This is a genomic window from Rhodoferax lithotrophicus (assembly GCF_019973615.1).
Taxonomy (GTDB): Bacteria; Pseudomonadota; Gammaproteobacteria; order Burkholderiales; family Burkholderiaceae_C; genus Rhodoferax; species Rhodoferax lithotrophicus.
The window spans coordinates 1,218,207-1,231,266 of the sequence record NZ_AP024238.1; the positions used below are offsets into that span (position 1 = coordinate 1,218,207).

The 13,060-nt window shown below is 59.9% G+C and carries 10 protein-coding genes and 1 pseudogene; 5 read left to right on the top strand and 6 right to left on the bottom strand.

Annotated features, from left to right (window positions below; genetic code table 11):
* Positions 1 to 120: 120 nt before the first annotated feature.
* Positions 121 to 1,374, top strand: a complete 1,254-nt coding sequence (locus LDN84_RS05665; RefSeq protein WP_223909645.1) for a BamB-related PQQ repeat family beta-propellar protein — start codon at positions 121 to 123, stop codon at positions 1,372 to 1,374.
* Between the two features lie 78 nt (positions 1,375 to 1,452).
* Positions 1,453 to 2,493 carry a DMT family transporter gene (locus LDN84_RS05670; protein ID WP_223909647.1) on the top strand — a complete coding sequence of 347 codons (1,041 nt, stop codon included), beginning with the start codon at positions 1,453 to 1,455 and terminating at the stop codon, positions 2,491 to 2,493.
* Positions 2,494 to 2,503: 10 nt separating this feature from the next.
* Here LDN84_RS05670 and LDN84_RS05675 read toward each other — a convergent pair whose 3' ends face one another.
* The 4 genes and pseudogenes from LDN84_RS05675 to LDN84_RS05690 all read right to left on the bottom strand — a co-directional run.
* Positions 2,504 to 3,847, bottom strand: a complete 1,344-nt coding sequence (locus LDN84_RS05675; RefSeq protein WP_223912785.1) for an aspartate aminotransferase family protein — start codon at positions 3,845 to 3,847, stop codon at positions 2,504 to 2,506.
* Between the two features lie 151 nt (positions 3,848 to 3,998).
* Complete coding sequence (locus tag LDN84_RS05680) at positions 3,999 to 4,583, bottom strand: thioredoxin domain-containing protein (RefSeq protein ID WP_223909650.1); 585 nt, start codon at positions 4,581 to 4,583, stop codon at positions 3,999 to 4,001.
* Between the two features lie 88 nt (positions 4,584 to 4,671).
* Positions 4,672 to 5,589, bottom strand: coding sequence for a crotonase/enoyl-CoA hydratase family protein (locus LDN84_RS05685; RefSeq protein ID WP_223912788.1), 918 nt, complete (start codon positions 5,587 to 5,589; stop codon positions 4,672 to 4,674).
* Positions 5,575 to 7,593, bottom strand: a pseudogene (locus LDN84_RS05690) (oxidoreductase); the annotation flags it as partial. The pseudogene LDN84_RS05690 and the gene LDN84_RS05685, both read right to left, overlap by 15 nt.
* A gap of 153 nt (positions 7,594 to 7,746) precedes the next feature.
* Between LDN84_RS05690 and LDN84_RS05695 the strand changes: the two are divergent.
* The 3 genes from LDN84_RS05695 (at position 7,747) to LDN84_RS05705 (ending at position 10,472) form a co-directional block, all read left to right on the top strand.
* On the top strand, positions 7,747 to 8,280 hold the full coding sequence (locus LDN84_RS05695) for a PadR family transcriptional regulator (RefSeq protein WP_223909653.1): 534 nt from the start codon (positions 7,747 to 7,749) through the stop codon (positions 8,278 to 8,280).
* A 192-nt stretch (positions 8,281 to 8,472) separates the two neighbouring features.
* Positions 8,473 to 9,111, top strand: coding sequence for a DUF6806 family protein (locus LDN84_RS05700; protein ID WP_223912791.1), 639 nt, complete (start codon positions 8,473 to 8,475; stop codon positions 9,109 to 9,111).
* A 110-nt stretch (positions 9,112 to 9,221) separates the two neighbouring features.
* Positions 9,222 to 10,472 (top strand): HD-GYP domain-containing protein, encoded by a 1,251-nt coding sequence (locus tag LDN84_RS05705; protein ID WP_223909657.1) that lies wholly within the window; start codon positions 9,222 to 9,224, stop codon positions 10,470 to 10,472.
* An 80-nt stretch (positions 10,473 to 10,552) separates the two neighbouring features.
* Here LDN84_RS05705 and LDN84_RS05710 read toward each other — a convergent pair whose 3' ends face one another.
* Both LDN84_RS05710 and LDN84_RS05715 read right to left on the bottom strand, forming a co-directional pair.
* Entirely contained in the window at positions 10,553 to 11,830 is a 1,278-nt protein-coding gene (locus LDN84_RS05710) for an acyl-CoA dehydrogenase family protein (protein WP_223909660.1), read from the bottom strand.
* Positions 11,831 to 11,924: 94 nt separating this feature from the next.
* Positions 11,925 to 13,010 (bottom strand): phosphotransferase, encoded by a 1,086-nt coding sequence (locus LDN84_RS05715; protein WP_223909664.1) that lies wholly within the window; start codon positions 13,008 to 13,010, stop codon positions 11,925 to 11,927.
* Between the last annotated feature and the right edge of the window lie 50 nt (positions 13,011 to 13,060).

Genomic DNA, 13,060 nt, shown 5'->3' on the forward strand with positions numbered 1-13,060 from the left:
CCACACCCTCTGCGTGCTGCGCTTTGCCCAGCACACCAGAAAAGTGAGTCGTATTGGCCTCAAGTCCAAGCAAATAAAGCGCAAACAGCTATTTAAAATATAGCATTTCAGGATTCCCCCATGTTTTTCCAATTGCCTCAAAATATGGCCGCGCCAAGCCTTGCGCTGGCGGCCTTGCTGCCCCTCTCTACCGCCTGCCTGGCTCAGGCAAGTGTCCCGGACGCATCTGTCAGCCCGGCCCCCGCGGCCTCAGCCGCTGCGGTCAAGGCCAAACCTGCAGCCAAACCAGCCCCAAGCGCCAAAGCCAAACCTGCTGCCAAGGCCGATCCGCTGATGGGGATCGCCGTTACGGTCACCCCCGAGATGACGGGGGCTGGCATTGTCTCCAGTGGGGTCAAGTTACCTGCCATCCCACCCGTGACCGGCAACCGCAAAAACCCGGTGGCCAGCTGGGGCAAACCCTTGCCTTATCCCATCGTGATTGCCGACCGGCGCAACAACCGCCTGATCGAAGTGGCCCCCGACAAATCCATCGTCTGGGAATTTCCGTCACCCAGCCTGGCGGTTTACCGTGGCAATGAAGACGTGAACTTCTCGGTCGACGGCAGCCAACTGGCGGTGAGTGAGGAAGACAACTTTGATGTGCACCTGGTCGACTACAACCAACGCGCCCTGACCTGGACCTGGGGTGTGCCCGACCACCGCGGCAGCGGCAGCCACATCCTGAACTACCCGGACGATGCCCATCTGCTGGCCGACGGCAAGTTTGTGACTGCCGACATCCGCAACTGCCGCATTCTGATCATTGACCCCAAAACCAATGACATCGTCACCCAGTGGGGCACACCGGGCCAGTGCAAACACAACCCGCCCAGCCAGCTGGCACACGCCAACGGTGCCACGCCTCTGGAAAACGGTGACTTGCTGGTGACCGAGATCACCGATGCCTGGATTTCACGCATCACCCGTGACAGCAAGGTGTTGTGGAGCGTCAAGGCTCCCGGCATGCACTACCCGTCGGATGCCTTCCCCACGGTGGATGGCAAACAAATCATCGTGGCCGACTTCTGGAAACCCGGCCGTGTGGTGATTTTTGACCCGGCCACGCGCAAAGTCACCTGGGAATATTTCTACAAGGATGGTGAAAAAGCGCTGGACCACTCCTCCATTGCCCGCGAATTGCCTGACACCGGCGACATCCTGATCGTCGATGATCTGAATGACCGCGTGATCGTGGTCGACCGCAAGACCAAGGACATCATCTGGCAATACGGCGAGAAAAACAAAAAAGGCCACACCCCTGGCTTGTTGAACTACCCCGACGGCTTTGACATCGATGTGTTCCACGACTGGAAGACGGCGCTGAAGAAATAAACGGCTGTCGCACGGCGCAAGGTGTGACGGCCACGTGGTGCACCCAGCGCTGAACCCAGGCCAGAGGCACTTTCCCGCATGAACCGCTACGTCTTTTTTGCACTGCTGGCCGCTGTGCTGTTTGGTGCCAGCACGCCCCTTGCCAAATGGCTGGTCGGTACGCAGCCGCCCATCTTGCTGGCAGGCTTGTTGTATCTGGGCAGCGGTGTCGGGCTGACCCTGATTCGGCTGATCCGCGACCGGGGCTGGCAAGCTTCTGGAATGGCTGCCGGGGAGTGGCCATGGTTGCTGGGGGCGATGTTTTTTGGCGGCATGGCCGGACCGGTGGCGCTGATGTTCGGGCTCACCTCCACCTCTGGCTCCACTGCTTCCTTGCTGCTGAATCTGGAATCGGTTTTGACCGCCCTCATCGCCTGGGTGGTGTTCCGGGAAAACGCTGACCGGCGCATCGTGATCGGCATGACGGCCATGTTGGCGGGCGGCGTGGTGCTGTCCTGGCCTTCTGACTTCAATGGTCAGCAAGACTGGACGGGCGCGGTTTGCCTGGCGCTGGCCTGCCTCTGCTGGGCCATTGACAACAATCTGACGCGCCGGGTTTCTGCCTCCGATGCCCTTTTCATCGCGGCCAGCAAAGGGGTGGTGGCAGGTGGCGTGAACACTGTGCTGGCGCTGTCTCTGGGGGCAACGCTGCCCACCGGATTCACCTTGTTGGTCACCCTGGCGGTTGGCTTTGTCGGCTATGGGGTGAGTCTGGTGTTGTTTGTGTTGGCGCTCAGGGGGTTGGGCACGGCGCGGACCGGGGCTTATTTTTCAATCGCCCCCTGGATGGGCGCGGCCATTGCGGTCTTGGTCTTTGGGGAATCGACCCCCATGGCGTTTTGGCTGGCCGCTGCGTTGATGGGCCTCGGGGTCTGGTTACATCTGACCGAGTCGCATGTGCATGAACATACCCACTTGCCGATGGCACATGAGCATGAACACACCCACGATGAACATCACCAGCATGAGCACCCGTTTGCCTGGAGTGGCGCAGGCGCTCACCAGCATGCCCATACACATCCGTTTTTTCGGCACACACATGCCCATTTCCCCGACATTCACCACCGGCATGAGCATTGACATTGCCAGCTCAGGCGGGCTCAGATAGCGCTCCGCAAGCCACCAATTCATCCAGCACCGCGTCAAACGCCGCCAGCATTTGCGCCACATCGGCGGCCGTGGTGGCCGGGCTGCACAGCAGCATGTTGTGAAACGGGGTGATCAGCACCCCCCGGTTGAGCAGGGCCAGGTGGATCAAGTGCTCCAGCTCGGCATCCATCATGGCTTCGGCTTGTGTGCCGTTGACCGGTGGCACGGAGCCAAACTGGAACTCACAGCGTGCCCCGACCTGCGTCACACACCAGGGCAGGCCGTGGCGGCTGATGCAGGCACGTAAACCATCGGCCAGCTGGGTGCACAGCGCCAGCATGTGGGCAAAAGCGGCATCAGTGGCCACCTCGGCCAGGGTGGCACGCATGGCCGCCAGGGTCAGCCGATTGGCGGTCAGCGTGGTGCCAATGCCCGAATGCCCGGGTGGCGCATCCTGCTTGGCCTGTGTGGCACGGGCGGCCAGATCATGGCTCATGCCATACACCGCACACGGCAGGCCACCGGCAATCGGTTTGCCCAGCACCAGCGCATCGGGCTGCAGGCCATGGGCCCGGGCGTAACCGCCGGGGCCGCTGCTGAAGGTGTGGGTTTCGTCCAGTACCAGCAGTGTGCCGTGCTGGCGGATCAGCGCTTGTGCCGCTTCCCAGAAACCCGGTTGTGGCAGCACCATGCCGATGTTGGTCATCACCGGTTCGGCCAGCACGCAGGCGATGTCGCCGCTTTTTAACGCTGCCTCCAGCGCGGGCAGATCGTTGAACTCAATCACCACCGTGTGTTGGGTGAGGTCGTGCACCTGGCCGAGCAGGCTGTCACGCTGGCGCGGCTGTCCGTTGACCAAGTCAACAAACACATCGTCCACCGTGCCGTGGTAACAGCCGTTGAACACCAGCAGTTTCTTGCGCCCAGTGGCGGCACGCACCCAGCGCAGCAAAAACCGGTTGGCATCACTGGCTGAGAGGGCGCTTTGCCACACCGGCAGGCCAAAGCGGCGGGCCAGCTCTGCACCGACCCAGGCCACGTCTTCCCCGCTGAGCATGGTGGTGCAGCCATGGGCCACCTGGGTTTGCACCGCCTGCACCACGGCGGCTGGCGCGTGGCCAAACATGGCCCCGGTGTCACCCAGGCAGAAATCCACGTAGGTGTGGCCGTCTGCATCGCTCAGGTGCGCGCCTTGGGCGCTGGCCACTTGCAAGGCAAACGGGGTCGACCAGTCGCTCATCCAGTGCAGCGGCACACCAAACAGCCAGTGGGGCGCTGCCGCTTGTGCCAGAGCCTGTGACTGGGGGTGTGTGCTGATGAAACGCGCGCGCTGCTGCTGCGCCATGGTGTCCCGTGGTGAGGAAGTATTTTGAAGCATTTTGAGGCTCTAGACCTTGTTTTACCTGCGTAAGTAGCTCTGTTTTCAGGAGCTATGAGAAGGCTTGGGTGCAGGTGGTCGGGTTGGGTGAATCAGGACTGCATGCGTGGTGAGGAACTCAGTCAATGCCCAGCAACTGGGCCAGCGCGGCGGTGTCCATGGCCCCGTTGTGGCTGACCACCTCACCCGTGTGGCGGTTTTTGGCCACTAAAAAGGGCACCGAATCCACGCCCAAACGGCTCAGCAGGTCGGTGTTTTTCTTCACTGTGGTCACCAGCTCGTCGGAAGGACTTGGTGCCGACATACCGCCGGTGCCTTCCAGCAAAGATTGTTCATGGGCGGTCATGGCTTCCAATGGGTTGGCCGCAGTCAACAGGGCCGCGGCCTGGGACAGACTCTTGCCCTGGTTGAAGGCAATCGGAATCCAGACAAATTTCACCTTGTTGTGCAACGGTATCGAGGCTTGCCACAGGTGGCCACAGTGCGGGCATTGCGGGTCAAACAGCACATACACCGCCTGGGCACTCATCAGCGCGCCCACCGTGAACCCTTTGCCGCCTGCGGCCACGGTGTCATAACTTGACGCGGTGATGGCCGCCGCTGCGGGTGCAGCGTCGGGTGTGGGTGCATCCTGTTTGGAGCAGGCAACCAAAGACAGCGCCAGTGCGGCGCTCAGGCCAAGGGACAATGCAGCAGATTTCACAGGGTTTCTTTCTCGAAAATGGAAGTAGCCGCCATTTTGGCAGTGAATCCGTTTCCTCCGCGCTTGCCCCGCCCTACCACCCCAGGGATTAATCTTTGAACTCTGGCGCACGTTTGCCCATGTGGGCCATGATGGCCTCTTGTAAATCGTTGCTCATCAGCATGGCGGCGTTCCAGGTGGCCACATAGTTCAGGCCGTCGGCCACCGTGTGGTCACGGGCGTAGGTGATCATTTCCTTGGTGCCCCTGATGGACAAAGGGGACTTTGCCGCAATGGTGGCCGCAATTTCACGTACCCCGGCTTGCAGCGCTTCGCGCGAGTCAAACACCCGGTTCACCAGGCGCATGTCCAACGCTTCGGCGGCGCTGAATTTGCGGCCGGTGTAGGCCAGCTCACGTGCCATGCCTTCGCCAATCAGCTTCGGTAAGCGCTGCAAGGTGCCCACGTCGGCGGTCATGCCAATGTCGATTTCCTTGATGCTGAAGCTGGCATCACTGGAGCAGTAGCGCATGTCGGCGCAGGTGATCAGGTCGATGCCGCCACCGATACACGCACCGTGTACAGCCGCCAGCACCGGCTTGCGGCAGCGCTCCAGGCTGGTGAGAGTGTCCTGCAAATCCAGAATCACCTGGCGCAGGTTTTCGCGGGTGCGGGCTTCGCAGTCATTCTGGATCTGCTCGCTCAGGCCCATCATCATCTGCAGATCGATGCCGCTGGTGAATAGTTTGCCTTCGCCTTGCAGAATGGCCACGCGGGCCTCGGGCGTGTGATTAACCCATTGGAAGGCCTGGCGCAGCTCATGCCACATCGCCAGGTTCATGGCATTGGCTTTGTCGGGACGGTTGAGGGTGATGGTGGCAATGTGGTCGGACAGGCTGACCGTCAATGCGGTATAGTTAGATGTGCTCTTATTTTGAGAGCTACTTACGCTTGATTTATCTGCACTAGAGGCTGATTTGGCTTGTAAATCCTCAGGCGAAGGGCTGCTGGCCAGCGCTACGGCCAATTCCAGCCCTTGTTTGATGGCGCGTTTGGCATCGAGTTCTTCGGCCTTGTCGGCCCCACCAATCAGGTGCACCGTCACGCCAGCGGCTTGCAGGTCGGCTTGCAACTCGCGCTGCGGTTCCTGCCCGGCACAGAGCACCACGTTGTCCACGGCCAGGGTCATTTCACGATCACCCACGGTGATGTGTAAGCCTTCGTCGTCAATGCGGCGGTAGGTCACGCCCGAGAGCATGTCGACCTGGCGGTTTTTCAGCGAGGTGCGGTGAATCCAGCCGGTGGTCTTGCCCAGGCCGTCACCCACCTTGCTGGCCTTGCGTTGCAGCAGGGTGAGCCTGCGCGGGGCTTTTTCAATGATGGCCTCTTTGAGGCCTCCGCGCTCGGCGTAGGTGGTGTCCACGCCCCATTCGGCAAAAAATTTGATCGGGCTTTGGCTGGGGCTCACACCTTGGTGCATCAAAAATTCTGCGGTATCAAAGCCGATGCCACCGGCACCAATCAACGCCACGCTTTGGCCCACCGGTTTTTTGTCGCGCAGCACGTCCAGGTAACTCAGCACCTTGGGGTGATGTATGCCGTCAATCGGCGGTGTGCGCGGCGTGATGCCGGTGGCCAGCACCACTTGCTTGTAGCCTGCGGCGACCAAGTCCTGGGCGCTGACACGCTGGCCCAGCTTGAGCGTCACGCCGGTCAGCTCAATCTGCTTGCCGAAGTAGCGCAGCGTCTCGTAAAACTCTTCTTTGCCGGGGATCTGCTTGGCTACGTTGAACTGGCCGCCAATCTCGGTTGCGCCATCAAACAGCGTCACCTCAAAGCCGCATTGCGCCGCCGCGGTAGCAAAACTCAAGCCCGCCGGACCTGCGCCTACTACGGCAACACGCTCGCGCTTTTGGCTGGCGGGCAGGTTGATCAGCGTCTCGTGGCAGGCCCGCGGGTTGACCAGGCAAGAGGTGATCTTGCCGCCAAAGGTGTGGTCCAGGCAGGCCTGGTTACAGCCGATGCAGGTGTTGATTTCATCGGCTTTGCCAGCGGCGGCTTTTTGCACCAGCAGCGGGTCGGCCAAAAAAGGCCGCGCCATCGACACCATGTCGCAAAAGCCGTCTGCAAGCAATTGCTCGGCGACTTCGGGCGTGTTGATGCGGTTGGTGGCCACCAGTGGAATACCCACCTTGCCCTTGAGCTGCTTGGTGACCCAGGCCCAGGCGGCGCGCGGCACCTTGGTGGCAATGGTGGGGATACGTGCCTCATGCCAGCCAATGCCGGTGTTGATGAGGGTGGCCCCGGCGGCTTCAATGGCTTGCGCCAGTTCGATGACTTCTTCCAACGTGGAGCCGCCTTCGACCAGATCAAGCATGGAGAGGCGGAAGATGATGATGAAGTTCGGCCCCACTTTTTCGCGGGTGCGGCGCACGATATCGACCGGGAAGCGAATGCGGTTGGTGTAGCAGCCACCCCATTCGTCCTCGCGCTGGTTGGTGCGCGCGGCGATGAATTCGTTGATCAGGTAGCCCTCGGAGCCCATGATTTCCACGCCGTCATAACCGGCGCTTTGTGCCAGCTCGGCACAGCGGACATAGTCGTCCACCGTCTGGTACACCTCTTCGGTGCTGAGGGCCTGGGGTTTGAGGGGGTTGATGGGGGCTTTCAGTGCACTCGGGGCCACCAGGTTCTCGTGGTAGGCATAGCGGCCAAAGTGCAGGATTTGCATGGCGATCTTGCCACCGGCCTGGTGCACCGCATTGGTCACCGGCTTGTGTCTGGCGGCCTCTTCGGGTGTGGTCATGCGCGCACCACCGGGCATCGGGCGGCCCCGGTCATTCGGCGCAATGCCGCCAGTGACGATCAGGCCCACGCCGCCCTTGGCGCGCTCGGCGTAAAACGCCGCCATGCGGGCAAAGCCGTCTTTCACCTCTTCCAGCCCGACGTGCATCGAGCCCATCAACACCCGGTTGGGCAGGGTGGTAAAGCCAAGACTCAAAGGTTCAAGCAGGTGGGGGTAGGGGGTCATGACGTGTGTCTCCTCAAGATGTTTGTAGATAGGGATGAACTGGCGGGCTCGGATGCCCAGTGGCTCACTATGCAACCAGTTGCGCAGTTTAGGAGAACTCAAAAAATTATGCAACCAGTTGCATAGAGTGTTTTCCCCAATTAGACTTGTGCCATGTCTTTGTCCCACGCCCTGCTCACCTCGCTGATCGAAAAATCGTCTTCGGGCTACGACCTGGCGCGTCGTTTTGACAAGTCGATCGGCTTTTTCTGGCATGCCACCCACCAGCAGATTTACCGCGAGCTGGGGCGCATGGAGGTTGCAGGATGGATCGAATCCAGCACCGCCCCGGATGCTGGCAAAACCCGCAAACGCATCTATCGCGTGTTGCCCGCCGGGCAGACCGAGCTGCTGCGCTGGGCCGCCGAGCCGGCACCGATGATGGATTTGCGCGACGAATTCATGGTACGCCTGCGTGCCGACGCGGCGCTGGACGCGCTCGACCTGGCCCCGGAACTGCGGCGGCGCATTTCACTGCATGAGGAAAAGCTGGCGCTGTACCGCCAGATCGAGCAGCGCGACTTTGCCGCGCCTGACTTGTCACGCGCTGCGCGCATCCACCACATGATCCTGAAAAAAGGCATTTTGCATGAGGAGCATTCGATGGCCTGGGCGCGGGAAATGTTGGATTTGCTATTGAATGAGTAGCTTCCTGGGCGTGTGTGCAGGGCGCGCTCAGTCGTACAAAGCGGTGTTTCCGAGGCTACTCCAGGCTGTGGAAAAACCACCCTGCGGTGGGTAAGGCGGTATACCTCTTGAGCCTTGACGGGTTATCATCAGGCCAACTTTTACCGATTCACGGCAATGCAAGACGCATCCGGTATCGACCTCACACATACCATGGCCCGCTACAACGCTCCTCTCGAAATTCATGTTCATGGTCAAGTGGCATTGCGCAGCAATGTGACTTTCCAGCAGCTCCAGGATGTTCTCAAACCGCTCTGGAAGTACGCTGGTGCTCGCTCTTTGTCGGATGCCACGGGCAGTTTTTATGAAGATGAACCCGGCATCAAATTCGACGCACAAGAGCATTTGCTGCAAATGTGCTGGACCGTTGAGGGTGATGACGACTTTCGGCAGGTGCTCGATGAGGTGTGTATGAACCTCAATGAGGTGGCGCAAACCGGCTCGGCCATAGAGGTGACCTTTTATGACGCTGAGTTTGACGAAGAAGAAGAGGGTGACTCGCCCGATGCCGAGTCGCGTGACGATTTTGTGATTCTGTTTGTCGGGCCCGACCCGGCCTCCATCATGCAGGTGCAGCGTGATTTGCTGGTGCAGGATGTGGTGAGCCTGATGGAGCGCCACTTTGACGGTGCGGAGCTGGGCGGCGTGGTGGCGGCGGTGGACAGCTTGTTCAGCCAGCGCTTTGATGATTTGGTGAATTCCTTGCAACTGGGCAAACCCCCGCGTGGCTCTGGTGGCGGTGGCGGTGGCATGGGCCACGGGGGTGGCCGCAAGCCGCGCCATTTGCATTGATGGCATACCCATCGGATTTCGTTGAACGACGCTTCAGGTTGTGGTTATAGTGCAATAACTGACGGAGACAGGGCCCAAGATTGAAGCCCTGAGGATCAAGGCACACACGTATGCTCAAGAAAATCGCGGTGGATCAGCTGCAATTGGGGATGCACCTGAAGGAGTTTTGTGGTTCCTGGATGGATCACCCGTTCTGGCGCACGGGTTTTGTCCTGACGAATCCGCTGGATCTGGATTTGATTCTGCGCAGCTCCATCAAGGAGGTCTGGATTGATGCCAGCCTGGGGGACGATGTTCCTGAGGGGCAAGCCGTCATGGACGAAGAGGAAGTCGAGGTGGCTCCCACAGAAGCGGTCAAAAAGCTGAAAGTGTCCGTGGTTCCCCATCTGTTGCGCGACACCACCCCTATCCCGGCCGACAAAGAGATGGCGCGAGCGGCGATGATCTGCCAGGAGTCCAAAGCGGCGGTGATTGCCATGTTTGAAGAAGCGCGCATGGGTAATGCGGTGGATGTGGGTGGTGCCCGGCAACTGGTAGAAAACATCTCGGATTCGGTCGCACGTAACCCTGGGGCCATCATCAGCCTGGCACGCCTGAAAACGGCGGACGACTACACCTACATGCATTCCGTGGCAGTGTGCGCCATGATGGTGGCACTGGCCAAGCAGCTGGGCCTGAATGATGCACAAACGCGCTCAAGTGGCATGGCCGGCTTGTTGCATGACGTGGGCAAGGTGGCCATGCCACCCGAGGTACTCAACAAGCCCGGCAAGCTGACCGAGGCCGAATTCACCCTCATCCGCACCCATCCTGTGCAAGGCATCAGATTGCTCAAGGCCACGCCTGATGTGGACCCGGTGGCGCTGGATGTGGTGTTGCATCACCATGAAAAAATGGACGGTACCGGTTACCCGGATCGCCTGAAAGGTGACCAGATCAGCCTGTACGCCAAAATGGGCGCGGTGTGTGATGTGTACGATGCCATCACATCCAACCGCCCTTACAAAGCGGGGTGGGACCCGGCCGAATCCTTGCGCAAGATGGCCGAATGGACCAAGAGCCACTTTGATCTCATGGTGTTTCAGGCTTTTGTCAAGAGCATGGGTATTTACCCGGTGGGCTCGCTGGTGCGGCTGAATTCGGGCCGTATCGGGGTGGTGACGGAGCAGTCTGCGGGCTCACTCACCACGCCGATCATGAAGGTGTTTTTCTCCACCAAATCCAATATGCGCATCATGCCCTATGTGCTGGACTTGTCTTTGCCGGGTTGCACCGAAAAAATATTTCAGCGTGAAGACCCGGAAAAATGGAAGTTCCCAGACCTCAATGAAATGTGGTCCGGGCTGTTACTACCTACTTGATTGGGAATGAATTTGGCTTCTGATGTTTGTAATAAGAGCGTTAGTAGCTATATAAGTTATAGCTAAAAAAGATGCCATGTTCAGCAGCCGCGGGTGATCGGCATGTCGACGGGCTGCGGCTTGGCGGCGTACTTGCGCAGCTCCAGCTTGGCAATGGCGTTACGGTGCACCTCATCCGGGCCGTCGGCAAAACGCAGGGTGCGTGCACTGGCGTAGGCATAAGCCAGCGGAAAGTCGTCACACATGCCGGCTCCACCAAAGGCCTGCATGGCCCAGTCAATCACCTGGCAGGCCATGTTGGGGGCCACCACCTTGATCATGGCGATCTCGTTCTTGGCAAATTTATTGCCCGCCACGTCCATCATCCAGGCCGCTTTCAGGGTGAGCAGGCGTGCCATGTCGATCTTGCAACGGGCCTCGGCAATCCGCTCTTGTGTGACTGTTTGCGAGGCAATGGGTTTGCCAAAGGCCACGCGCTGGGTCGTGCGTTTGCACATCAGCTCCAGCGCCCGTTCGGCCAGGCCAATCAGGCGCATGCAGTGGTGGATACGTCCTGGGCCCAGGCGGCCTTGGGCGATCTCGAAGCCGCGGCCCTCACCCAGCAAAATGTTGCTGGCCGGGACGCACACATTTTTGTAGCTGATTTCCATGTGGCCATGGGGTGCATCGTCGTAGCCCATCACGTTCAGCGGGCGCAACACCGTGACACCGGGGGCGTTGGATGGCACCAGAATCATGCTTTGCTGGGTGTGGCGGTCTGACTCGGGGTTGGTTTTGCCCATCACGATGTGGACGGCACAGCGCGGGTCACCCGCGCCGCTGATCCACCATTTGCGGCCATTGATCACATAGTCGTCACCGTCACGCTCGATGCGGGTTTCGATGTTGGTGGCATCGCTGGAGGCGACATCCGGCTCGGTCATGGAAAACGCCGAGCGGATGTTGCCTTCCAGCAGGGGTTTGAGCCATTGTTGTTTGTGCTCGGTGGAGCCGTAGCGCGCAATGGTTTCCATGTTGCCGGTGTCGGGGGCCGAGCAGTTGAAGACTTCGCTGCTCCACATTACCCGGCCCATGATTTCGGCCAAGGGCGCGTATTCCTGGTTGGTCAGGCCAGCACCCGCGTTAATGCCACCGGCTTGTGCGCTGTCGAGCGGGTAGAACAGGTTCCACAAGCCTTGTTCCTGTGCTTTCAGTTTGAGGTTTTCAATGGTTTGCAGCGGTGTCCAACGCTTGCCTGCAGCCGTGTTGGCTTCCACTTCGGCATGGTGTGCACCTTCAGCCGGGTAGATGTGCTCATCCATGAATTGGAGCAACCTGGCTTGTAATTCTTTGGTTTTGGGGGAGTAGTCAAAATCCATGGTGGTCTCGCAAGGGTGATGGAGTGGGTAAAAATTTATAAGAAATAGGGCGCTAGCGCTTTATGGGTAAGCGTAAGCAGCTATCAAATTTAATTTATGCACGTTGCGCAAATTGCCAGGCCAGTTGCGCCAGCGGGCGGGCTCCGGCGGCGGTGCTGATGGCCTGGGCGCTGGCGGCGGTACCGGCTTCGACACGTTTGCCAATGCCTTGCAGGATGGCGGCCATGCGAAACAGGTTGTAGGCCATATAAAAGGCCCAGTCTTGTGTCAGTTGTTCGGGCGTGGCCAAGCGGGTGCGCTGGCAGTATTGGCGAATGTAGTCAGCCTCTTGCGGAATGCCCAGGGCCGCCCAGTCCAGCCCGCCAATGCCGCGAAACGCGCCGGGGGCAATGTGCCAGCCCATGCAGTGGTAGCTGAAGTCGGCCAGCGGGTGCCCCAGGGTGGAGAGTTCCCAGTCCAGCACCGCAATCACCCGTGGCTCCGTGGGGTGGAACACCAGGTTGTCCAGCCGGTAGTCTCCATGCACGATGCTGACCATGGCCGGGTCACGCGCCATGGCCGGAATGTGTTCGGGCAGCCAGATCATGAGCTTGTCCATCTCGGGGATCGGCTGGGTGATGGAGGCTGCATACTGCTTGCTCCAGCGGCCAATCTGGCGCTCAAAATAGTTGCCGGGTTTGCCGTAGTCTGACAGGCCGCGGGCGGCGAAATCCACGCTGTGCAAGGCGGCGATGACGCGGTTCATTTCGTCGTAAATGGCCGCACGCTCGGTGCGGCTCATACCCGGCAGGGACTGATCCCACAGAATACGCCCGTCCATGCACTCCATGATGTAAAACGCCCGGCCAATCACCGACTCGTCCTCGCACAGGCACAGCATCTTGGGCACGGGCACATCTGAGCCAGCCAGACCACGCATCACGGCGTATTCGCGCTCAATGGCGTGGGCTGAGGGCAGCAGCTTGGCCACCGGGCCTGGTTTGCTGCGCATCACATAGTTTTGGCCGGGTGTGATCAGTTTGTAGGTGGGGTTGGACTGGCCTCCTTTGAACGATTCCACGCTTAAAGGCCCTTTGAAATCGGGCAGGTGTTGTGTGAGCCATTGAGTCAGGGCCGGCACATCAAAGGCCTGGGCCGCGGTCACCGCATGGGTGCCGATGAATTGGTCAAAATCAGTCATGGTGTGTGAAGGGCAATATGGTTGGGGCCGTGGGTGGATGGATAGGTTTC